A 25,248-nucleotide genomic window follows, 5' to 3' on the forward strand; every position below is an offset into this window, starting at 1 on the left:
TATATTATACACTCTTGTGTATGCCTAACAAATATAACTATTAATTTAATTCTTAGTATCTGTACAATGTAAAGTGTCCCATTTGTTCTTTTCGTTCTCCTGTTATTTCTTCAAACTCTAACCTATACCAATAATCACCAGATGGTAATGGTCTCTGTTGATAAGTACCATCCCAACCTTGTTGAACTCCTCTAAATTCAGTTAGGAACCTTCCATATCTATCATAGATATAAACTTTCAAGTTATGATAAGGTTGTACATCTATAGGATACCAGAAATCTTGTTGTCCATCTCCATTAGGAGTAAATAAATTAGGTACTTCAATAGTAATAAACTCTCCAGGAACTGTAAGTGTTTCTTTACATCCTCTATCATCTCTTACTACAATTACATAATCTCTAGTTTCACTGATTATAAATTCATTATTAGAAGTAAAAGCACTACCATCAATACTGTATTCATATGGAGGTATACCTCCTGTAGCATTTACAATTAATGTATTTATTTGAGAATCATCTACTGTGAATTGTAATGGTTGAATATCTTCTACTTCAATATCATTTATCACCTGAATACAACCAGGATCACCTGAAGCTTTTATTAGCTCTACTTCTAAACTATAAAAACCTACTGAGGATACATTGAATATACCTGTATCATTAGTTCCACTTTCTGGTCCTGATAAGGTATAAATTACTTGATCTTTATATCTATCAGCTACTGTACCTGTAATGATTGCATTTTCATTACAATCATAAGTTACTTCATGTGTAAACTGTAAATCTGCAGCTTCATCAAATGATATCCTTAATAATTCTGGTGCCTCACATCTTTGACTATCTGAAACCTTAACCACATATGATTGCCCTGCATTTAATCCTGTAAACGTATAACTAGTTTCTGAGATTCCTAAAGTAATCACTGTACCATCACTTAACTCTAAAGTATATGGTGCAGTTCCTCCAATTACATCTACTTTGAAAGAAGGTGCTGGATCATCAATACATAATTGCTCTTGTACCGAACTCATATCTATGCTTGCTTCTAATAATGCTGGCTCAATTATTTTTACATCAACAGTATCATTACAACCTCTTTCATCTTGAACAGTAACTACATAATCACCTGGTGGTAAGTTGAAGAACTGATTTTCTGTTTGGAATCTACCAGGTTGCAAATCTATTTCATATGTATAATTACCTGTTCCTCCAACTGTGTTAATCGTTACACTTCCGTCATTAGCTCCGTTACAAGTAATATTTTCAATGACTGCGGTTGCTTCTAATAATGGTGGATCAACTACTACAAAACTAGTGGTAGTTTCTTCACAATCTAAACTAGTAACTTTAATACTATAAGTACCTGGAGCAATATTTGAAAAAGTATTATCTGCTTGAGGACCTTGCACAGTTGCTCCTGCACTATCTAAAAGCTCAAAACTATAATTTCCTAACCCTCCACTAACATTTGCTGATAAAACAGCATTAGCATTACCAGTACATGTTATAATTCCTAAAGAAGTATCTAAATCAACAACTAAAGGCTCCAAAGGCTCTACAGTTATTAAAAATGGATCTGACAAACAACTTTCAGTATCTCTAACATATACTTGATAATTTCCTGCTGGAACTGCAAAAGTATTTAAAGTTAAAGTAACTAAAGTAGCTCCTCCATCTGCACTATATAAATATTCATAAGGTCCAGTTCCACCAGCTCCTGTTATTTCAATATTTGCATTAGGACTGGTACAAGTAATACCACTATTAATTGTTGCTGTAGCTTTTGTTTCTGTTGGTTCAATTATTACTACATCATAAGTTTCAAAACAACTGTACTCGTCATAAACTGTAATAATATAGTTTCCTGCACCTAGATTACTAAATGTATTTGAAGATTGCCTTGCTGATTCAAAACTTCCAGCGATATCTTCTCTAATTGTATAATAATAAACTGGTGATGTTCCTTGTCCTCCAGCAGTAACATCTAATCTAACACTAGCTGTTTCATCTCCTTCACAAAGAATAGTGCTTAATATTACTGGGGTAGCAACAAAAGCAGCAGGATCTGATAAAGTAAATGTATCGGTATCTTCACATCCATTTACATCTTTAACTGTTACAGTATAATTACCTGCAGTTAGACCTCTTATTACTGAATTACCATTAAAGCTTTGAACTGTAGTTGAAGTAGTATTATTAACTAACATATACTCATAACCTCCCCAACCACCAGTGGCGTTTATTTTGATTTCTCCACTATCATTTCTAACACAACTTATTAAATTGGTATCTAAAGTAAAATCAAGAGCATTCGTAGGTTCATCAATTTTAATATCTGATGTCCTTCTTGTACATTCAGGTAAATCAGTCATAACAACTTGCACAAAATATTCACCTGCAGATAATCCTCCAATAGTAAGAGGTGTATTTCCAGAAACTCCATTTCCTGTAATTGCTGGTGTTACTGGTAAACCAGAAACTGCATTATGAACTGTGTAAGTATATGCCCCAGCATAAGGTGTACTTGCATCAAAAACAATACTTACTTCTGCTGTATCAGATCCAACACATACTACAGGTGCAGTTTGCTTAATATTAATTAAATGATCAATTAAATCTTTCACCTCATAACTAGTATCTAACTGACAACCTGTAACAGGATGTACAACACTTATTGTATATAATCCTGGAGCTAAACGATTAGAATTTAATACCGCTCCACTATTTGCTCCTGTTATATTTTGAACAGCACCTGTACTGTTACTGATAGTAACTGTAGCTCCTGTTATAGGAACTGTAGATGTAAAAGTGATATCAATTACTTCTCCTCCATTTACACAACTTATAGCTTCATTAAGTGTAGCGGAAATATTTGTTAATTTTTCATAAGGAGCTATAACTTCTGTGTTTGATACATTTAAATCTCCCCCACAACCTTTACTATCTACTACTCTCACATAATAACTCCCTCCAGATTCATCTGAAATTGTATATGTATACACTCCACTTACAACACTTACTCCTGAAGTTATTTTAATATCTCCTGAAGGATCTACCTTATATAAATCTATAGTATAAGCTCCACTACCACCTGTAATAAGATTACTATTAAATGTAATTGTAGCATCATTTGCAAAGTTTGTTCCGGTGTTACAAGTAAATCCATTTGCAGCAATATTTGGAACTCTTATTGGATCAAAATCGTTAATTGTTACCGTTGTTGGTAATACAAAAGTACATGAGTTCGCTCCGACTGCTGTAACTGTATATGTTCCTGCCTCTAATCCTGTTATTGAACTAGTAGCAGCAACCCAAGTTCCAGATACTGTTCCTGCAATATTAGTAGCTGTGTATACTACTGGATCTACCCCCGATAATGGCGTAATTTTAATTGTTCCATTATCATTTCCATCACAGACTGCGTCTACTCCAATAGCTGTAAAATTAGGAAATACTGGAGCTGGTACCTCAATTGTTTTTGTTACCGAACAATTTGGTGTTTCTGCTAAATCATATATTGTTACAGTATAAGTATCAGGAATTGATGTAGTAAATGGCGAAGCAAATGCAGTTCTTGGCACTACTACTACAGGAGTTCCTGAATTATCTCTTGAAATTTCATACTCATAACTACCAGAACCTGAAATTATATTTATATCAAAACTAGCTTCTGATGCCAAAGGAGAAACACAATCAATCAACTGTGTTAATTTTAATTCAAAATCCAATGTATTTTGAATTACAACCCCTGTTATTGTATCAGTACAACCATTTGCGTCTTTAACTGTTACATTATAACTATCTGGAAGTAATCCTTCAATTAAAAAAGCAGTGCTTGTAGACGCACTAAATGTACCTCCATTTACAGAATATTGATATGGAGCTTTTCCTCCTGTTGCCGAAACTTCTATTGTTTTATTAGCTCCACAACTATTTGGTGTTGCTGTTAAAACTGGTAAAGTACTTACAGATATTACTTGACTAAATGTTTCATTACAAGATTTACTATCAGTAATTGTAACATCTACAGTTAATGAAGTAACTCCAACTGGCACCGCTGAATATGGTAAAGTAACCACATTACCTGTTAAACTATAATCTGCTGTTGGAACTACATTCGTAATATCACCTGTTTCATATACATTAGATACAAAAGAATATCCTGCAATACCTCCACGAATATTATCAATACTAATAACACCATCAACTGTACATGTTATATCTCTCACTTTTTTAAGATCAGCTTCTATAGGAGTTCCATCTTTTATCTCAACATCTTCACTTGACCATCTACATGTTGGAGTTCCTCCTGGTTCTTCTAATATTAAATAATAAGTCCCTGCTGATAAAGCCACTGAACTAGTAATAGTAAATGTAGTACTTGTTGGTACAAGACCAGATTCTTCTGCTCCTGTTGCTAAAGGAGTGGTTAACGGCTTAGTTGCATCGTATATATACCAACTAGCAGTTCCTCCTGTTACATTAGCACTAGAGTTATCAACTAAAAACTCTATTTCTCCATCCGCTGTTCCACAACTGTCAGAAATTACTGTAGGTGTTATTGGAATGTTATCCGTAGCTATAGTTGGATTAAAAGTTCCTTCTTGTTGCTCAATACATCCACTTACCATATCTCTGACATAGAAAATATGCGTGCTACCAGGAATTAAGTTCAGGTAATCTATAAAATCAAATCCTGTAACAGTCCAACCTGCAACAGTTGCTGGTACAGCATCAATGGCAAATCCGTAGTTACCAGATCCTCCTGAGCCTCCTACTCTCACTGTCATTCCATTCTCACATCTAGTTCCATCAAAAGAAATGAATCTTACTAAACTATTTAAATTGAAAGATGTTTTAAAATCATCCAACACCTTAATACAAACCTCAGTTTCTACTCCAGTCACTGGATCTCTATTTATTATACGTACCGCAGGACTTAAAGTAGTTTCTGGAGGAATTCTTGTAAATTCATTAACTGAATCATCATCAAACCAAGTTCCTGCTTCGTCTCTTACTTGTACTACATAAGGTAAAGAAAGTGACGAAAGTGCTGCTGGTAAATCATATTTGAATCCAAAATCATCTTCGTTACCAACATATGGTTTACAATCTGTTGGTAAAAGACTACTAATTGCAGCATCTATCTCTGGTAACTCTACTAAAGTTATAGTTCTTGTAATTGCAGGATTTGGACATCCATTAACGTCTGTCAAACGCACTGTATAAGTTTCATTCAATGGCAATGCAAAGAAATTAACTTCGTCAGTATTTGTTGACTGTGTTTGATTTACTGTTCCGCTAGGATTCGTAATATTTACAGTGTAAGGAATAGCTCCATCACTTAACTTCACTGTTACCGTTCCTGTACCTCCAAAACATGTTGGATCACTTCCAGTTACTACCATTGATGGATCTGTAACTGTACCGATTATTACATCTTGAATTATATACTGACAGTTTTTATCGTCTCTTACATAAACATCATAAGTACCTACTGGTAAACCTGTAGTAACAGGGTTAGTTGTTGAGAAAGTTCCTGCAGGACTTCCATCAGTTACTACCGAAAATTCATAACCTGTACCAGAACCTCCATTTGGAGTAATACTTATTTCTCCTGAAGTTGTATTACAGTTTACATCTTTATGATCAGCTGTTGCTGTTAACTCTGGATTAATTGTTACTGGAATTGTTTTTTCACACCCTTTTTGATCTTTAACCGTAATATTATAATTTACATTCGCTGCTAAGCCAGTAAAAGTAAAATCATTTGGTGTTCCTGTTGCTGGACTCTGCCATGGATTCGTATCTAATCTAAATTGATAGTTACCGTTTCCATCTAATACATTTACATTAATAACTCCATCTGCTCCATCAAAACATTCTGGCTCAGCTGTAAAATCAACATCATCTTTATCAATTACTGTTACCGGAAATGGAACAGAAGTACACACTGTAGAACCATCAGTTGCTACAATTGTATAAGTATCTGCTGGTACATTTGTAAACTCAGTTGTTGTTGTTCCTAATGATCCTCCAGTACTATTGAATAACTCAAATGAATAAACTGGTCCATTACCTCCTTTAGCTGAAGGTACAAGTGTAGCTCCTGTATTAGGCACACAAGTAACTAATTTTGTTTGTTCTACTTTTTCAACAACTACTACCTCTGGTTGTGTCACTGAAAAAGTTTTAGTTATAATACATGAAGTTATTGTTGCACCTGTTGGTCTGATTTGAATTGTATGATTACCAAAACCTAAACTACCAACTCCTGTTGGTGTTACTGTTAAAGGACTTGTTGTATTGGTTGTTGCATTTCCAATAACCCAACCCGTACCGTTTATATTGTAATCAAATGAAGTACCAAAATTAGTTGCTATAATTTCAACACTTCCGTCACTTCCTCCATTACATGATAAAATTGATCCGTTTGCTGAAGCTACAAACTCCTTATTAGCTAATACTTCTACAGAAACATCAGTGGTACAAGATGATCCGTAAGCCACTTCTATAGTATACCTTCCTACTGGTTGATTACTGAAGTTTCCTGAATTATTAGTAGCAACAACTCCTGTTGCATTAGATAATTCATAAGTATATATACCAGTTGGTGCTGTTCCAACACTAATATTTCCAGATCCATCACAGTTATAATCTACTAATGGTGTTAATACTGGTGTAGTTGGTAATGGATCAATTGTAACAGTATCTGTAAATCCTAAACAATTATTTGTATCCTCTATCTTAACATCATAGTCACCACTTGATAATTCTACTTGTAAAGTACCTGCAGGCAACATTATAAATGGTGTTGTACTTCCTGCTGTTTTGTAAAAATATTCATATACTCCTGTTCCTCCTGATGTAGGAGCTGTAAATATTATGCTTCCAAGATTTGTTCCTCCTGTAGTATTACAAGTAGGATTTGTTGTAGAAGCATTACCTCCATTTAAAGGATCTGGTGATGTAACTTTTATATCTTTTATTGAATAACTACATGAAAAGCCTCCTTTTGTAGCTCTAATATCGATGGTATATCCTCCAGCAATTTCCTCTAACCCTGAGAAAATATTTGAGGGTCCAAAAGCGCCTCCGTTGATACTATACTCAAGTGTATACCCAGATAAGTCAGGAGGTGTTATAGCATTTACTGTTATTGAGCCATCTTTTCCACCTGAACAAGTTGGATTTGTTACAACAGCATCAAATCTTAAAGGCTCTTCTAAATTTACAGTTACAGGATTTGATATTTTTCTACAGTTATTGTTGTCTACAACTACAAATTCATAAACTCCCTCTGCTCCAGCTGAAACCGTAAAATCTGTATTTAAAAAATATGTTTTAGGATCTGTACTTAAAACTACTGGAGCAGTTGCCGTAGCTGCAGGTGTGTATGTCCAAACTGCATAACGATAACCTGTTCCTCCTACTGTTCCTCCACTTGCTACTAACTTAATTTGAGCATCTGTACAATCAATATCTTTTATAGCAGTTGCAGTAAACTTTAATTCATCTGGAATTGTAAAAGTAATGTTTGGACTCGTAAAAGAACAATCTGTCGTTGTAACACTTGCTGTATAAGTATTTGATGACGCTACATCAAATTCAACAGATCTATCAGTTGTAGTAGCTGTAGCCACAACTGAAGTTCCTTCAAAAATCTCGTATTTATACAAAGTAGTACTTGGTAACGAAGTAGTAACTTCTAATCTTATTTTACCTTTATCATCAAAACAATTAGGATCTGTTAATTTTACATCTACATCTAAATCTATCTTACTAATTGATATTTTTTGAGGTCCAAAAACACAACCTGTAGCATCATTCTTTACGTAAACGTCATAATTATTTGCTATGATACCTGTATTGAAAACATTAGAAGTAGTGTAAGATGAAGCTCCTGGTGTAGGTGAACCAGCAACAACATACGCATACTGATAATCAACTGGTACTCCATTAACTGTGATGTTTCCTGGTGTATTACATACAATATCTTTTTTACTAAAAGTAGGGCTTATCGAAGGCTTTAATATTCTGAAATAATAGGTTTTAGGACAAATACCTCCACCTGAAGATGGTGTTTCTAATAATAATCTATATCTACCTTCGTCAGAAAAAGGTCTTGTAGTAGCATTAGGACTTACTGCTACATCTTCCCAACATGAATCATTAAAAATTGGACAATCTGATAATGGGTCTGGTACACATGAAGCTTTTAATTGTTGCCATCTTACTACTGTAGGTGCACTTACTCCTGTTGCAATATCTATTGAATCTCCACTTCCACATAAAAATATTTCAGAAGTTCTTGTTACCCCGTCTGAAGAACATATTTCGTGACTATCTTCAAATGGTATTAATGGATTCACTCCCGCTCCAACTGGAATAACGTTAAATACCTCATCAGCTGCAACACAGGCTGCAAAAACTCCTGGTGGATTTGTTTTTTCTACTGTATATCTTCCAGTACTACTAACTGTAATTTTTTGAGTATTTCCAATTACTGCACCTGTACTATCTTTCCATGTATAAGACGCAAAACCTAAACCGGCTGCTAACTCAACAGAAGCTCCACAAAACTCAATATCTGTTTCAAAAGCACACCCACTTGTATCTATTAAAAAATTAGAAGAACCCGCAATTCCAAAATCACAAGCATCTATACCAGAGACACTTGGTGCATTATCAATTGTTATACCTCCTCGTAACCCTTTGTATGCTGCAAAAGCCTGATTCTCTATTACATTAGAACAAACATCTCTTAACTGACTACAGTCAGAAACAACTCTAACATGAAAACGAATATCATGTAAAGCTCCTCCTTCTTTTACCAAACTATTATCAACACTAAATTTCAACTCTCCTCTAAATTCAGGTGCAGTTGGTGGTGCATAGCTTAATAATGTAACTCCTGTTGGTAAAGTAACATCTCCTGGAATTAAATCTACATTCTTAGGTAATTTATCTGTGATAATTGTGTTGATTGCATCATCTGTTCCTTTATTTTGGAAACTTACATTATACCATAAATCACTACCTAAACCTACAGGTGTTCCTGATATATCATTCCCTTTGATTCCATCATCTATAGATTTTACCAACTGAATATCTGGTTCAATCACCTCAATTGCAAGCGCATTTAAAAATGTCCAATAAGAATCACTATCTGTAACAAAACGTATTTTAGCTGAAGTCTGATTATTATCTATAACCTTATTATCAATATTGCTGATTTCAAACAAATCAGCATCAAATCCTAATGTATTTGAACTGGCAGGAAATCTATCAGTTAAAGGCGCATTATTTAATGTTATTGATGAATTAAAAAAGTTTGTAGCTGGATTTAAACTATTTGATTGAGGTTGAAAAACACCCGCTGTGTCTTCTATTTCAAATCTATCTCTTTCTAAATTTAAATCTCCCTCTAAAGTACTAACAATCATATTAGCCCTTACAGGAGCTGGGTTTGCAGGATCTGGTCCTACAGGTACCGTTTTAAATCCCTTATATTCAATTGTCACTGGCGCATCTCCTCTTTGTATTGAAGAAAAACCATTAAAAACACTAAAGTGTTTACTTGATTCTGTTTGATTTCTATAAATAACTACCATTGTCCAACCTGCTGCTGTCCCACCACAACAAGCTCCTCCAACTGTAGCTTTAATATTAGCTGCGTAATAATCTCCATTTGGATTGGAAAGTGCCTTAACCTCGTTTGTCATTTCTTTAAAACAAGCATAAGGTCTTCTATTGACTATATCTGTTCTAGCGATGATATCTCCTTTGATATCCTTATAATCTTGACCAGGTAGTCTAAATTTTATTTCATCTACAGGGTCTGTAGGAATTACACCACTAGTAGCATTGACACGTGGATAAATCCCCGCCCAATATAAACCAGCCCAAACAACCTCAGAACAACCTGGCAAGGTTAATTTTGAACCTGATGATGAAAATGTAGATCCATTTCCTGACAACCCCAAGTCATCATCTATGTCTATATATTCAATATTATAACTATTGTTGTTTCCCGCATTATTAAAAGGAATGTTAGCAGTAGTAACATCTGTTCCAATTCGTCTATTGGTAATACTATTGGCTATGAAAGTCATATTACCTTTTAAAGTAATACCATCAGTACCAGGGAGTACTTGTTTAAATTCTACCTCTGATACCTTTGACGCTCTTATAGCTGAAGTTTCTTCTAAAGCATGCTTCCTAATCTCTTCAAGAGGTAATTGGTCCTGAGCATAAACAGCACTAAAACTTAAAAAAAATGCAGCAATTACTACAAATAATTTTTTATCCATTTTAAGGGATTTTTTTGGGATTATATGTAAAACTCAAATTCTTTACAATTGGTATAAATCATTCAATGTTTTTTTCAACAAAAAGAAAAACTAACTTCAATGCTTGTAAATAATTACAAACAAATTTATTACTCTAATCATTTTTGTTTGAAACAAAAATCACCAGAATACAGAGATATTATAAATTTTGGGGGTAGTTTTAAAAAGTGTCAATTGATTTATAATGTAATATGACACCTATAATTTAATGTATTTAGGAAGTAGGGATTTACCTAAATATATTAATAGCAAATAATGTTATAGTTTTTCTTTCACTGTAATAACTTATTGAAAATTATTAACCTATGTATATAGAACTTTTAAATTCTGTCCAAAATTAATTAATTTAGGAACGGCTAAACTAATACTTTTTTTACAATAAACAATATTTTTTTAACACTAACAAGCAAATTAGTTAATTTTTACAGCTATCTCTCAAAAAAGAAAACCATCTAATAACCAATACTTAAAGCATCAACCACTTTATTAATTAATCATTTTCCAAAGAGTTCACGGCATAACGCCTCCACTTTTCAAGACAATCTTCAATATCTTTTGGTATATCAGAATTGAATTGCATGAATTCTCCAGTGGTTGGATGAACAAATCCTAATGTTTTTGCATGTAAAGCCTGTCTAGGTAATACTTTAAAGCAATTTTCAACAAACTGTTTGTATTTAGTAAAAGTTGTTCCTTTTAATATTAGATCTCCACCATAGCGTTCGTCATTAAAAAGAGTATGACCTATATACTTGAAGTGTGCACGTATTTGATGCGTTCGTCCTGTTTCTAATTTACATTGCACTAATGTTACATATGTAAAACGTTCTACCACTTTATAATGAGTAACAGCTTCTTTACCGAATTCTCCATCAGGAAAAACAGTCATTTGTAGTCTATTTTTTAAACTTCTACCAATATGACCTTCAATAGTTCCTGAATCTTCTTCTACATTACCCCAAACTAAAGCATAGTATAAACGCTCTGTAGTTTTATCAAAAAATTGTTTTGATAAATGCGCCATAGCATACTCAGTTTTAGCTACTACTAATAAACCACTTGTATCTTTATCAATACGATGAACTAAACCTGGTCTTTCGTTACTATTTGTTGGCAAGTTTTCTATATGATGTATCAATCCGTTTACTAAAGTACCAGAATAATTTCCGTGACCTGGATGTACTACCATTCCTGGTTCTTTGTTCACTACAATTACATCATCATCTTCATAAACAATGTTAATCGGAATATCTTCAGCTACTAATAAATTTTCATGAGGTGGATACGATAAGACAACTCTAACAACATCTTTTGGCTTAACTTTATAGTTAGATTTTACGGCAAAGTCATTTACCAAAATATTTCCAGCTTTAGCTGCTTGTTGAATTTTATTTCGGGTAGCATTTTCGATAAAATTCATTAAAAACTTATCTACTCGTAAAGGTACCTGACCATCGTTTGCTTCAAACCTGTAGTGTTCGTACAAATCTGAGCTTTCATTTATATCATTCGTCTCCTGCATGTTGTTGTTTTCAATTATCAGTAATCAGTAATCAGTAATCAGTAATCAGTAATCAGTAATCAGTAATCAGTAATCAGTAATCAAAAGTATTTTTTTTACTTTTTCTGTATTAAAGAATTACAAATTATAATTCTTAATTAGTTTCTAGATCCGTCACCTAAAATTAAGTTTATAACTGATTTTTTTGGTAGTTTATCTCCTAAACCTACTTGTTTTCCTTTGTATTTTAATCCTCTAACTACATCTTTACCTATATCTGGAACATATGTAAAGTTTTCTCCAACTAAAAAACCTATTGATCTAAGGTGTGTTATTGCTTGACGTTTAGTTTTTCCATTTAAGTCTGGAATTACTACATCTCTATATTTAGAAGGATTTAATGTTAAATAAATCTTACGCTTTTCTTTTACAAAATCTCCTGCCTCCGGATTTTGTTCTATTACAGATTTCTTTGGGTAATCAGGATTGTAACTAGCACTATCAATTACTATAAAATCTAAATTTAGTTCGTTTAATTGATCTGCTACTTTTTCTAAACTCATTTTTTGTAAATCTGGCACCTGTATTTTTTGGTTATGATTTGTAGTATAACCTAACCACCACCTCAATAAAAAGATAGCTAATACAAAGCCTATAACAGCAATTATTATTTGTTTTAAAAATGTCTTGCTCTTTAAAAATTGGAATATTTTCATTGTCGATTTTTTGTAAAACGTAACAAATGTACACTAAAATTCATATTAATGCCATTTGATCCTTTTAAAAGATTAAATTTTAAAATACTTTTTTGGTAAGTTTGTAGTATAAAAGTCAACCATGAAAAAAAATATTGCCATTATTATGGGCGGTTACTCATCTGAAGTAGCTATTTCAATTAAAAGTGGAAATGTTGTTTACAAACATTTAGATAGAGAAAAATACAATCCTTTTAGAATTCATATTTTAAAAGAAGGATGGTTTTATGTAAATGATTCTGATGATAAATTACCTGTAAATAAACATGACTTTTCCATTGAAGTAAACAAGCAAAAGATCTCTTTTGATTGTGTTTTTAATGCTATTCATGGTGCACCTGGTGAAAATGGAGCTATTTTAGCTTACTTTGATTTACTGAATATTAAACATACTTCAGCTCCTTTTTATCAAATGGCACTTACTTTTAACAAAAGAGATACACTTAGTATTTTAAAAAAGTATGACATTCCAACCGCCAAATCTGTTTATTTAAATAAAGGAAATAATATTGATATTGATTCGATTATCGATAATGTTGGATTACCTTGTTTTGTAAAACCAAATAATGCTGGATCTAGTTTTGGAATTTCAAAAGTGCATACTAAAAGTGAATTCCCAGCAGCTTTAGAAAAAGCATACAAAGAAGATAGTGAAATACTTATTGAAAGTTTTTTAGATGGAACTGAAGTTTCTGTTGGTGTTATAAATTACCAAAAAGAAACAATCGTATTACCTATTACAGAAATAGTAAGTGAAAATGACTTTTTTGATTACGAAGCTAAATACGAAGGTAAATCTCAAGAAATAACTCCTGCCAGAATTAATAAAAAACAGGAGGAAAAAGTAAGAGCAATTGCAAAAAAAGTGTATACTGTTTTAAATATGTCAGGTTTTTCTAGGTCGGAATATATTTTAGTTAACGATATTCCTCATTTCTTAGAAATGAATACTGTTCCAGGACTAACAGAAGAAAGTATTTTACCTCAACAAGCCAGTGAAGCAGGAATTAGCTTAACTGCACTTTTTGATAACGCAATTACTGAAGCATTGATATAATTTTTATAAAAAACTGAAAAACAAATATTTTTAATCTTTTTTTCTACAAGATTAAACAAGAAAACATAAACAGAACAAATTATGAAAAGAGCTATTTTTCCAGGATCATTTGATCCTATAACGTTAGGGCATTATGACATTATTCATAGAGGTGTTACTCTTTTTGATGAACTTGTAATTGCCATTGGTGTAAATTCTGATAAAAAATATATGTTTCCGCTAGAAAAGCGTAAGCAATTTATTGAGGAAGCTTTTAAAGATGAACCAAAAATTAAAGTTGTTACTTATGAAGGTTTAACTGTAAACTTTTGTAAAGAAATTGATGCTCAATTTATTTTAAGAGGTTTAAGAAATCCAGCTGATTTTGAATTTGAAAAGGCTATTGCACACACAAATAGAAAATTATCTGAAATAGAAACAGTATTCTTATTAACGTCATCTGGGAAAAGTTATATTTCTTCTTCTATTGTTCGTGATGTTATTAGAAATAATGGAGATTATACTGGATTAGTTCCTAATTCTGTGAGAATTTAAAAGCTGTAAATCATTACTTATTTAAGTATTATTACATACTAATTACCATCATCTTTATCCAAATGAGAAACTTACTTTTTATTTTGCTATTGACTTTCTTTATTTCTTGTAATAAAAGCAGTAAAGAAACATCAAAAGAAGACTTCACTACTCTTTTTGAAACTTCAAAAGGAATGGAAACGCCAACCTATGACGAAGTAATTTCTTTTTATGATAAACTAGCAAAAAACTATTCTGAAATTTCTCTATTTGAATTTGGAAAAACTGATAGTGGAAAACCTCTACATTTAGCGGTGTTTAATAGTGATGGTAAAATTGCTAAAAATAAGATTCATACATCTTCAAAAAATAGGATTTTAATTAATAACGGAATTCATCCCGGAGAATCTGATGGTATTGACGCTTCTATGCTGTTATTAAGAGATATTGTTCAGAATGATTCTTTAAAAAAAATCTATAAAAACACGATTGTTTGCATAATTCCTGTATACAATATTGGAGGTTCTTTAAATAGAAATTCGCATACAAGAGCGAATCAAAATGGTCCTAAAGAATATGGTTTTAGAGGTAATTCTCGTAATTTTGATTTGAATAGAGATTTTGTAAAGCAAGACACTAAAAATACACAAGTTTTCGCTGATATTTTTCACACTGTCAATCCGGATGTTTTTATAGACAATCATGTTAGTAATGGTGCAGATTATCAGTATGCCATCACTCATTTATTTACACAACACAATAAATTAGGCGGAAAATTAGGTGCATTTTTAGAAGATGAAATGCGCCCATATTTAGAAAAGTCTTTAGAAGAAAAAGGAGTACCTATTACTCCCTATGTGAATGTTTGGGGAACAACGCCTGACAAAGGATGGTCACAATTTATGGACAGTCCAAGATATTCTACAGGGTACACTACGCTATTCAATACTTTTGGTATGATGGTAGAAACTCACATGTTAAAACCTTATAAAATTAGAGTTGAGCAAACTTATGATTTAATGGTATCTATGTTTGACTTCACTGAAACAAACAGCGCTAAAATAAAAGAACTTCGCAAAAATGCCGTTAGTGATATTTTAGCCAAAAAAGTATATCCTATTCAGTATAAAAATGACAAAGAAAATCCCTCAAAATTCAATTTTAAAGGATATGTAGGTGAATATATTGACAGTAAAGTTACTAATGGAAAAAGATTATTTTATGATAAAAATAAACCTTATGAACAAGAAGTAAACTATTACAATAACTTCAAAACAACTAAAACTATAAATATTCCTAAAGCATATATAATCCCTAAAGGTTGGTATAAAGTAATAGAGCGTTTAAAAACGAATCACATTAATTTTAAAGCACTTAGCAAAGACAGTGTAATAGAAGTAACAGTTAATCACATAAAAGACTTTAAAACTGTTAATTCTCCATTTGAAGGTCATTATTTACATTATAATACTGAAGTTAATGTTTCAATAGAAAAAATTAAATTTAGTGAAGGCGATATTTTTATTCCGACAAATCAAGAAGGAATACGCTACTTATTAGAAACTTTAGAAGCAGAAGCTGTAGATAGTTTTTTTAACTGGAACTTTTTCGATACTATTTTACAAAGAAAAGAAGGTTTTTCCAGTTATGTTTTTGAAGATATCGCTGAAGAATTTCTACAAAAAAATCCTCTAATCAAAGCTGATTTTGAAACTAAAATAAAAACTGACAGTAGTTTTGCAAAAAGTACTAGAATGCAATTAGATTGGATTTATAAACAAACTCCGCACTACGAAAAAGCACATTTAAGACTGCCTGTTTATAAACTTTTTTAAACATTCATTAATGTAAACCAACTTTATACAAATAAAAGTTGAGTTCTATCATTTATCCATTAACAAGTATTGCATAAGAATATTATTTGTAATTTGTGATGTGAGACTCATAATCAGATTTGTAATGAAATTATACTTTTTTGTTATCATCACTTTTATTTTGCTTTTAAGTTGTAAAACTTCAACAAAAACAGAGAAAAATAAGAGCATTATACATTCATCTAAAGAAATTAAGAAAGAATGGTGGGATAATGGTCAATTAGCTACCGAAGGCACTTATGCTAACGGCAAAGCTAACGGACATATGAAATGGTATCATGAAAACGAATATCTTGCAGGAGAAGGTTTTATGTTAAACGATAAAAGAGATGGTGTTTGGAAAGTTTACAATGCTGAAAATGGCATTATGAGTGCTGAAGGAAGCTTTAACCTAGACATGAAACATGGTAAATGGGAATTGTACTATGAAAATGGTGCTTTAAGAAAAAAACAAAATTGGGAATTAAATACATTAATCGATGAAAATTGTTGGGATGAAAATGGAAACACTAAAGACTGTGAATAAAATTATTTTAAAAATAACTTTCATTCTTTCTTTATTTTTAAGCCTTTGGGGTTTTACTCAAAACAATATTGAATTAAACACCATTCTAAAACAACTTAAACTTACAAAAAAACAATGCGAATTAAGTTTAATAGTTACCAAACCTTTTCCAAATAATAAAAATGAAACAATAGTTGTTATTCCTGAAATAGCAGAAGAAGAAAATGGTTACTATGAATTTCATAGCCATGTTTTAGTTGTTGATACAAAAACTAATAAAATTATTCATAAATATTATGAAAGTGCTGAGGATAATGACTGGATTTCTGATGCTGTTATGCTTGCTGAAATAAAAATAGATACTGCGCCCTACATGGTTGGTAAAAACACCAGAGCTTTTGGAGTTCGAGTTTATTTTTACAATCAATCAAAACCTAATCCTTACAGCCGAGAATCAATGTCTCTTTTCATAAAAAAAACAAATGTTCTAAATAAAGTTTTAGACAACCATACTATGATGGAATATTCTGGTGAAGGAGATGCTTCTTGCTATGGTGAGTTTTTGAAATCTGAAAAAATTTTCATTATGACTTCTAACAAAACAAATGGTTACTACGATATTTTAGCAAAAAATAAATTTACTAGCATAACAAATAATATTGACAAAAATGGTAAGTGTATTAGAGAAAATGAAGTGAATTTAATCAAAAGTACTTTAAAATTTGATGGTCATATTTACAAAAAGATTCAGTAAACTAACAATATAAAAACAGAAAGCCAGTACCCCCCCAGATACTGGCATCTAAAACTGATAAAATTTATAAGACAATTATTTATTTAAGGGATTATAAAAAATAAGGGTAATTATCTTATCAGTTATCATCGTTCAATCCAAAAGTACAAAACAAATACATTTACTACCTAAAAATGACGGTGACAAAAAGTGACAAACCCTTAAAACCCTACAAAACAAACAATTAACAACTAAAAACCATATAATCACCTAATAAACATCAGGCTTAAGATTTTCACTATAAAATAAACACATATTCTTGAAACAATAGATGCAAAATTGAAATTAAAAACAACTTCTTATTTTTATTTCATCTGTTATTTAACAATAAGAAAAATGATTTTGATTATATGCAAAAGTAAAGCCAGCATACCCCCATACGCTGGCTTTTAAACTGGTAATTTGTCAGATAATTAATTATTTAAGGGATTATTATAAATAAGGGTAACTATCTCAACAGTTAATATCTCTGATTCAAAAGTACAAAACATAAACACCTCTATTGCAAAAATAGCAGTGACAAAAGGTGACACTCCTTTAAAAACTAAGGAAAAGAGAAAAAACACTGGATAAAAAATATTAATAACTCTTAAAATTCCAACTGTAGGTTATCTTTTGGTTTGTGTGAAAGAAATTACACCATAAACCATACAGCAAAAGTAAAGCCAGCGTACCCCCATACGCTGGCTTTTAAACTGGTAATTTGTCAGATAATTAATTATTTAAGGGATTATTATAAATAAGGGTAACTATCTCAACAGTTAATATCTCTGGTTCAAAAGTACAAAACATAAATACCTCAATAACAATGTATACAGTAACAAAAAGTGACAGGGTTAAAAATTTTATAAAATGTACCTAAAAACAGACGTGAAAGACTTTTGAAAACAACCTAATAGATTGCAAGTTTATTGTTTAACTAAAAAATTAATGATAAAATATTTATGTGTAGAGTAACAACAACATGAAGTATATACAAAAGTAAAGCCAGCATACCCTCATACGCTGGCTTTTAAACTGGTAATTTGTCAAATAATTAATTATTTAAGGGATTATTATAAATAAGGGTAATTATTCTAACAGTTAATATCTCTGGTTCAAAATTACAAAACACAAACACCTCTGTAACAATATATACAGTAACAAAAAGTGACAACTTCTAAAAAACATTAAATACTGATAAAAAAGTTCAGAAATCAGTTATAACATTCTAATTAAATTTTGATCTTATTGTCAATCTAACTGAGAAAACATGCATTAGATTCAACATAAGATTATATAAAAGAAAAAACCAGCATACCCCCATATGCTGGTTTTTAACTGGTAAAATTGTCAGATAATTAATTATTCAAGGGATTATATAATAAATAAGGGTAACTATCTTAACAGCTAATATCTCTGATCCAAAATTACAAAACGTATATATTTCAATCACAATAAGTTCAGTAACAAAAAGTGACAGGTTTGTTAAATTTAAATTCTTTAACTGGTATACATGAGTATACACATAATTTGCAACATATTAAAAATCAATCAACAAAAAAGTATACAACATACTTTTTTTGTTAATTAGGCAAACGATCTCTATCTTTTTTACTTCTATTAAAACGGTATGCAAATGTGATACTTAATCTTCTTCCACTATATTTTTGATTGCTTACAACATTATAATCTTCACCTGTAACTAATTGTTCCTGAACTAAAGAATCAAAAATATTTCTAACATTGAATGTCAAAGATGCTCTTTCCATAAATAAATCTTTATTTAAACCAAAATCTGCTCTGTAAATTGCACTGGTTAATGTTTGACCACTGTTACGTTCTCCTTGATAAACAAAACTCATTTGAAAATTAAACTTTGGAAACCTCACATTAGAATTCACTCGAGTATACCAAGCATTATCTTTCACATTATAAATTCCTTGTTGACTAAAAGTGTAATAATTAAATTCATTAGATAAACGCCACCATTTAAAAGGCGAATACTGAATCGCTAATTCTGCTCCAAAACGATCTTCTTCTCCAGAATTTATAGGCTTTGATATTATCGCTCCTGCTCCATTTGAGGTAATTTGAGTTTCAAACAATTGTACTGTTCTTTGATAGTAAACAGATGGATTTAGCGTAACTTTTTTCCAACGTTTTAAAAAACCAGCTTCAAATGAATTTGTAAACATCGGATTCAAATCAGGATTTCCTATACGAATATTACGCCTGTCTGCTATACCTCCAAATGGATTCAACTGCCAAAATCTTGGTCTGCGAATACGCCTACTATAACTAACTTGCATATTCGTTTTTTGATTGAAATTATACGTTAAATGAACAGTTGGAAATAAATTGGTATAGCTTTTATCCGTTTTAAACTGATCTTTCCTATCTGTACTCCCTGTATTTGAATGTTCTGCACGTAAACCAATTAAATATTGTAGTTTATTCTTTCTATTTCCATATTGTAAATACGCCCCGTAAATGCGCTCTTTATATTTTAATAAGTTATCTAAACTATCGATTAACACATTATTGTCCCACACTTTATAATCACTATCAATATTCCTTACTTCTCCCTTTAATCCAATTTCTAAATGTGTTTTTTCTGTAACAGGTAATTTAAAATCAGTTTGAAATAAAAAATCTTTACTGCTCTCAATATCTCTACTTTTTAATGTGCTTATGCCACCACCTCTGTTCTCTTCAACAAATTCATTCTCATCATCATTCCAAAAGTCATACTGAAAATCTAAAGTCAACTTTTGTCCTTTCTTTTCAAACGTTTTAACATGATTCAGTTCTATTCTATTGGCTGTTTGTGGCTCCCTGTAAGTCTCAACAGCTGTTACAACATCATCTATATTTTTAAAGGCATCTAAAAAGTTAAATTGATAATTTACATTATTATCATTTGTGTTTTTTCTGAAGAAATAACTAAAAGTTGTTGTATTTGAATCGTTGAAATAATAATCGCTACCAACGTATAGATTGAATACTTTTCTATCTCTTTCACGAATAATCGTTTGGTCTAAGAAAGAACTCTCTACATTATTCTGATAATTTGTTCTGAATAAACTCCCATCCCCTAAAAACTTTAAATGTTGATACCTAACATTTGAAAATAAATTAAATTTTTCTGTTTTAAAATTCGCATTATAATTAACTCCGTGATTCGCTCTATGACCTGTTGTAAGTTGTAAACTACTGCTAAAACCTCCAATCTTATTCTTCTTCAAAATAATATTTAAAATTCCTGCTGTACCATCAGCATCATATTTAGCGGACGGATTGGTAATCACCTCTATTTTTTCAATCGTTTCTGCTGGTATTTGATCCAATCCATTATTATTTGTTAGTACTGATGGTTTTCCATTAATTAAAATTCTAACATTTGTATTACCTCGCAAACTCACACCTCCTTCTATATCAACATTTACAGATGGTACATTACTTAAAATATCGGTAGCTGAGCCGCTTTTTGATAAAATATCTTTACCAACATTAAAAACTCGCTTATCTAACTTATACTCTGTAGTAGATTTTTCTGCTACAATTTCAACATCATCTAGTTTTTCTGTACTCTCTTTTAGTTTTATTATAGGTAATGTTGTGCTTTTATTTAATAAAACTGCTTTTTGAATGTACGATTGAAAACCTATAAACTCAATCTTTAAATCATAGCTATTTGGTTTTATATTCAAAGAAAATTCTCCTTTAGCATCTGTTGTAGCACCCGTAACTATTTCTTCTGAATTTAGTTTCATAATAATTACGGTAGCAAATTCTAAAGGCTGATTTGAGCTTTCTTCAACTATTTTTCCTTTTACTTGTATCTGCGATAAAGCTATTGCTGCTTGAAATACAAACAACAATAAAAAAATGTTTCTCTTCATTGTTTTGTTTTAAGTTCGATACAAAGATGTTGTGAAGATCAAAGTCAAATTTTAGAAGTAGACCAATTAGTAGAATTAATCGACGTTTTTAGACTTTTAAAAACGTTAAAAAATTCGTCGACGATTTATTATAATTTAGTATCAAAAAATCTAAATTCGTCGATTCCATACTTTAAATATCACTAATAAGTTTACATTTGTTTTAATGGAAATAACTAGTAAAACAGTAGCCTTTTTTAGAAAACATAGAGTGATCAAACACATCCTTTTTTGGGCCATCCTCTTTATTTCTTCTATTTTTCAGGACTTGATTATACTAAATGATCAGAACCCTTATAACACTGGTATTAAAGAGGAGTTGATTTACAATTCTTGCGGATTCTTTGTTAAAATAATAGCCTCATATTTTATCGTTTATTTTTTAATACCTCGGTATGTAAAAACAAAAAAATATGTATTAGCTATTCTTATTTTTTCTATAGGAATCTACTTATTAGCTGTTGTTAGTAGAATTCTTATTGTATATGTTGCAGAACCTTTAACTATAACCCAACCTTTCCGACAAGAATCTATATTAGAAATATTTGGACATTATGCATGGCTACTAAAAAAATACATTCCTAATATTCTATTCCCTAGCTTCATTTTTGTTGCAGTTAAGTTTTTTTTAAATGAAGAAAAAGAAAAAGAGAAAAAACTGAAGTTGGCTAAGGAGAAAGCAGAAATAGAATTAAAAACCTTAAAAGGTCAATTAAATCCACACTTTTTATTCAATACACTTAACAATATTTACTCATTATCCATAGACAATTCACCAAAAACCTCTACCTCTATCGCCAAACTATCTGAAATTTTAGACCAAGTTTTGTATAAGAGTGATAGTAAATTGGTTCCTTTACAAAATGAATTAACACTGATTGAAAATTATATAGAGCTAGAAAAGTTAAGATATGACGAACGTTTAAAAGTATCTGTAAACAGTAATATTATTGAAGAGACTAACGTACCTCCTTTAATTTTGCTTTCTTTAGTTGAAAATGCTTTTAAACATGGTGCTGGTGAAGATGATGGTTCTCCAAGTGTTGAGATTTCTGTAGAAAGTTTTGATGAAAAATTGACTTTTTGTATCCAAAATTCAGTTTCTAAATATTATCAAAATCAACATAAAAAAGCAATTGGTTTGTTGAATATTAGAAAACAATTAGACTTGATTTATGAAAATAATTATAATTTAGATATTGAACAAACATCGAATGAATTTACTGTAACCTTAACTATTACCAAATAATAAATGCCTTTAAAATGTTTACTTGTTGACGATGAGCCATTGGCTATTAAACTTTTAGAAAATCATATTGCTAAAATTGATTCTTTAGAAGTAGTAGCTACCTGTAATAGCGCTATCAAAGCATTTGAAAAATTAAATACAGAAACAGTAGATGTACTGTTTTTAGACATCAAAATGCCACAACTTACTGGTATTGATTTTTTAAAAACATTAAAAAATCCTCCAAAAACAATTCTAACAACCGCATATAGAGATTACGCTACAGAAAGTTACGATTTAGAGGTGATAGATTATTTATTAAAGCCCATCACTTTTGAACGCTTTTTAAAAGCTACAGATAAATTATTGAGAAATAACAAAACAGTTGTTTTTGAACCTCCAAAACAAGTGAATGAATTCATTTTTATAAAATCAGGCAACAAACACCATAAAGTTTTTACAAACGATATCTTATACATTGAAAGTTTAAAAGATTACATTAAAATTCATTTAAGTAACGATAAACGTATCGTTGCTAAATATAAAATCAGTGATATTGAACATGAGCTAAGGAACAAAGACTTTCTTCGAACACATCGTTCTTACTTGTTAAACACTGAAAAAATAACTGCTTTTTCTACAAACAACATAGAAATTGACTCCGTAGAAATTCCGATTGGAGTTAGTTATCGAGATGAAGTAACCAGCTTCTTAAAAAGCTTTAAAGAATAGTTTTACTTTAAAATAATCTCTGCTAACGAGCTTATAAAATAAAAAGTCCCAAAATGAAATTTTCATTTTGGGACTTTTTATTTAAATCTTACTGATTTTTAAAACTCATATTCATGTAATGATTTTGGAAAAGCTTCAGGATTTTCTGCTAAATGATAACGAGGATCATCTACATCTTCAATAATAACATCATGAAACTTATCACTAGCTTTATACATTAATACTTTAGAATCTTCATTTAAATGTTTTAGTCTAATGTTTTTACCAGCTGCCTGATACTTTTCTACTAAAACAAATAATGCCTCTAAAGCAGAATGATCAGATACTCTACTCTCTACAAAATCAATTTCCACATTTTGAGGATCATTTTTTATGTCAAATTTCTCATTGAATGAAGTAATGCTTCCAAAAAATAAAGGTCCCCAAATTTCATATACTTTAGTACCATCTTTACGCATACGTTTACGCGCTCTAATTCGTTTTGCATTCTCCCAAGAGAATGATAATGCTGAAATAATAACCCCTACAAATACTGCAATTGCTAAATCGAAAAACACAGTAACCGCAGATACAATAATTAAAACAAAAGCATCTGATTTTGGTATCTTCTTCATAATTCGGAAACTAGACCAAGCAAATGTTTCAATAACCATCATAAACATTACTCCTACTAACGCAGCAATTGGCACTTGCTCTATATACTTATCTGCAAATAAAATAAATATCAATAATGTAACTGCCATTGTTGCTCCAGATAATCTTCCTCTACCACCTGCATTAATATTAATAACTGTTTGTCCAATCATACCACATCCTCCGGTACCACCAAATAAACCACTCAATATATTACCTGCTCCTTGTGCAACACATTCCTTGTTTCCATTACCTCTAGAATCTGTTAATTCATCTACTAAATTCATCGTCATTAAAGTTTCTATCAAACCAACAGAAGCCGCTAAAAATGCATACGGAGCAATAAACTTAAGTGTATCAAAATTAAAAGGAAGATGACTCCAAGTACTGAAAATATTTAATTTACTAGATATTTCATCAAAACCATTTAATCCTGCTCCTCCTCCATCTCTAATAAAATCACCTACATTAATTGAGTTCAATCCACCAAAAATTGAAATTAATGTCACAATTAAAATAGCTGTTAATGCAGCTGGAACTTTCTTTGTTAATTTAGGCAGTCCCCAAACAATAAGCATTGTTAACAGAACTAAGCCTATCATTGTGTATAATGTATTTCCTTGCATCCAAGACTTCACTACTCCACTATCTTTTACAGAAAAGAATCCTTCATCATTTATATTAAATACCACTTTTTTAGTATTAATATCAAATACTTGCCCGTTTGAAATTTTAAATACTTGATTGTTTGTTTGAGTATTTATAACTGATGAATTGTTGATTGAAAATAAAGTAGCTCCTGACACAACATCTTTAACTTGGTTATTTTCTACTTTATAAACTAACTCTTTAGATTCAGTTTTACGCATGTTACTTCCATAAACGTTTTTCACGTTCTCTTTAAACATTCCTAACTGAGCCATAAAAATTACAATAGCCAAACCATTTACAAATCCCATCATTACTGGGTGCGGAATTAATCTAACAAATTTACCAAGCTTAAATATACCTGCTAACACTTGTATTATTCCCATTAATACCACAGCTGCTAGCAAATAGAAATACCCCATATTTTCAACTGACTGATCAAATAATAATCCTTTTGCATGTCCTTCTTGTATCATATGAACAAAAATTACTGCTACTGCTCCAGCTGCTCCAGATATTAATCCAGGTCTACCTCCAAAAAGTGCTGCTATCAATCCTATAACAAAAGCACCAAACAAAGCTACTATTGGACTAATTTGTGCCACAAATGCAAATGCCACTACTTCTGGTATCATTGCCAAAGAAACAGTAACCCCTGCTAAAGTATCATCCTTTATGTTAATCTTCTTATTTCTAATATATTTCATCATAATAACACAAGTATTTTGTAAAAGT

Annotated in this window: 12 protein-coding genes; 7 read left to right on the forward strand and 5 right to left on the reverse strand. The window is 31.1% G+C overall.

All coding sequences use genetic code 11. The features are described from left to right. Positions 1–52 precede the first annotated feature (52 nt). The 3 genes from EYW44_RS17555 to EYW44_RS17565 all read right to left on the reverse strand — a co-directional run bounded on the left by EYW44_RS17555 (position 53) and on the right by EYW44_RS17565 (position 12,568). Entirely contained in the window at positions 53–10,312 is a 10,260-nt protein-coding gene (locus tag EYW44_RS17555) for a T9SS type B sorting domain-containing protein (protein WP_132725651.1), read from the reverse strand. A 529-nt stretch (positions 10,313–10,841) separates the two neighbouring features. Then, positions 10,842–11,873, reverse strand: a complete 1,032-nt coding sequence (locus tag EYW44_RS17560; protein WP_132725653.1) for an RluA family pseudouridine synthase — start codon at positions 11,871–11,873, stop codon at positions 10,842–10,844. A 137-nt stretch (positions 11,874–12,010) separates the two neighbouring features. Beyond that, positions 12,011–12,568 (reverse strand): PASTA domain-containing protein, encoded by a 558-nt coding sequence (locus EYW44_RS17565; protein WP_132725656.1) that lies wholly within the window; start codon positions 12,566–12,568, stop codon positions 12,011–12,013. A 121-nt stretch (positions 12,569–12,689) separates the two neighbouring features. On the opposite strand from EYW44_RS17565, the gene EYW44_RS17570 reads away from it, so the two are divergent. The 5 genes from EYW44_RS17570 (at position 12,690) to EYW44_RS17590 (ending at position 17,310) form a co-directional block, all read left to right on the forward strand. Then, positions 12,690–13,664 (forward strand): D-alanine--D-alanine ligase, encoded by a 975-nt coding sequence (locus EYW44_RS17570; protein WP_132725658.1) that lies wholly within the window; start codon positions 12,690–12,692, stop codon positions 13,662–13,664. 81 nt (positions 13,665–13,745) lie between these two features. Then, positions 13,746–14,198 (forward strand): pantetheine-phosphate adenylyltransferase, encoded by a 453-nt coding sequence (coaD, locus tag EYW44_RS17575; RefSeq protein ID WP_132725661.1) that lies wholly within the window; start codon positions 13,746–13,748, stop codon positions 14,196–14,198. A 62-nt stretch (positions 14,199–14,260) separates the two neighbouring features. Beyond that, a complete protein-coding gene (locus tag EYW44_RS17580; RefSeq protein WP_132725664.1) occupies positions 14,261–16,012 on the forward strand; it encodes a M14 family metallopeptidase in 1,752 nt (583 codons plus the stop codon). Between the two features lie 124 nt (positions 16,013–16,136). Next, positions 16,137–16,577, forward strand: a complete 441-nt coding sequence (locus EYW44_RS17585; protein WP_132725667.1) for a toxin-antitoxin system YwqK family antitoxin — start codon at positions 16,137–16,139, stop codon at positions 16,575–16,577. Beyond that, positions 16,552–17,310: a hypothetical protein gene (locus tag EYW44_RS17590; RefSeq protein WP_132725670.1), complete on the forward strand. Its 759-nt coding sequence runs from the start codon at positions 16,552–16,554 to the stop codon at positions 17,308–17,310. The genes EYW44_RS17585 and EYW44_RS17590 overlap by 26 nt, the downstream gene beginning before the upstream one ends. Before the next feature lie 1,604 nt (positions 17,311–18,914). Here EYW44_RS17590 and EYW44_RS17595 read toward each other — a convergent pair. Then, positions 18,915–21,233, reverse strand: coding sequence for a TonB-dependent receptor domain-containing protein (locus EYW44_RS17595; RefSeq protein ID WP_132725673.1), 2,319 nt, complete (start codon positions 21,231–21,233; stop codon positions 18,915–18,917). Positions 21,234–21,540: 307 nt separating this feature from the next. Between EYW44_RS17595 and EYW44_RS17600 the strand changes: the two genes are divergently transcribed. Beyond that, the gene (locus EYW44_RS17600; RefSeq protein WP_243643693.1) at positions 21,541–22,521 is read left to right on the forward strand and encodes a sensor histidine kinase; all 981 of its coding nucleotides are present in this window, start codon (positions 21,541–21,543) and stop codon (positions 22,519–22,521) included. Between the two features lie 3 nt (positions 22,522–22,524). Then, positions 22,525–23,232 (forward strand): LytR/AlgR family response regulator transcription factor, encoded by a 708-nt coding sequence (locus EYW44_RS17605; protein WP_132725675.1) that lies wholly within the window; start codon positions 22,525–22,527, stop codon positions 23,230–23,232. A gap of 98 nt (positions 23,233–23,330) precedes the next feature. Here the strand turns inward: EYW44_RS17605 and EYW44_RS17610 are convergent, their stop codons facing one another. Further along, the gene (locus EYW44_RS17610) at positions 23,331–25,223 is read right to left on the reverse strand and encodes a SulP family inorganic anion transporter (protein WP_132725677.1); all 1,893 of its coding nucleotides are present in this window, start codon (positions 25,221–25,223) and stop codon (positions 23,331–23,333) included. Positions 25,224–25,248: the final 25 nt, after the last annotated feature.

It is taken from the genome of Tenacibaculum sp. M341, assembly GCF_004337695.1.
GTDB lineage: Bacteria > Bacteroidota > Bacteroidia > Flavobacteriales > Flavobacteriaceae > Polaribacter.

Bases quoted from the DNA above. Each gene is read 5' to 3' on its own strand.
- EYW44_RS17555 (WP_132725651.1), bottom strand. From the start codon at position 10,312: ATGGATAAAAAATTATTTGTAGTAATTGCTGCATTTTTTTTAAGTTTT.
- EYW44_RS17560 (WP_132725653.1), bottom strand. From the start codon at position 11,873: ATGCAGGAGACGAATGATATAAATGAAAGCTCAGATTTGTACGAACAC.
- EYW44_RS17565 (WP_132725656.1), bottom strand. From the start codon at position 12,568: ATGAAAATATTCCAATTTTTAAAGAGCAAGACATTTTTAAAACAAATA.
- EYW44_RS17570 (WP_132725658.1), top strand. From the start codon at position 12,690: ATGAAAAAAAATATTGCCATTATTATGGGCGGTTACTCATCTGAAGTA.
- coaD (WP_132725661.1), top strand. From the start codon at position 13,746: ATGAAAAGAGCTATTTTTCCAGGATCATTTGATCCTATAACGTTAGGG.
- EYW44_RS17580 (WP_132725664.1), top strand. From the start codon at position 14,261: ATGAGAAACTTACTTTTTATTTTGCTATTGACTTTCTTTATTTCTTGT.
- EYW44_RS17585 (WP_132725667.1), top strand. From the start codon at position 16,137: ATGAAATTATACTTTTTTGTTATCATCACTTTTATTTTGCTTTTAAGT.
- EYW44_RS17590 (WP_132725670.1), top strand. From the start codon at position 16,552: ATGGAAACACTAAAGACTGTGAATAAAATTATTTTAAAAATAACTTTC.
- EYW44_RS17595 (WP_132725673.1), bottom strand. From the start codon at position 21,233: ATGAAGAGAAACATTTTTTTATTGTTGTTTGTATTTCAAGCAGCAATA.
- EYW44_RS17605 (WP_132725675.1), top strand. From the start codon at position 22,525: ATGCCTTTAAAATGTTTACTTGTTGACGATGAGCCATTGGCTATTAAA.
- EYW44_RS17610 (WP_132725677.1), bottom strand. From the start codon at position 25,223: ATGATGAAATATATTAGAAATAAGAAGATTAACATAAAGGATGATACT.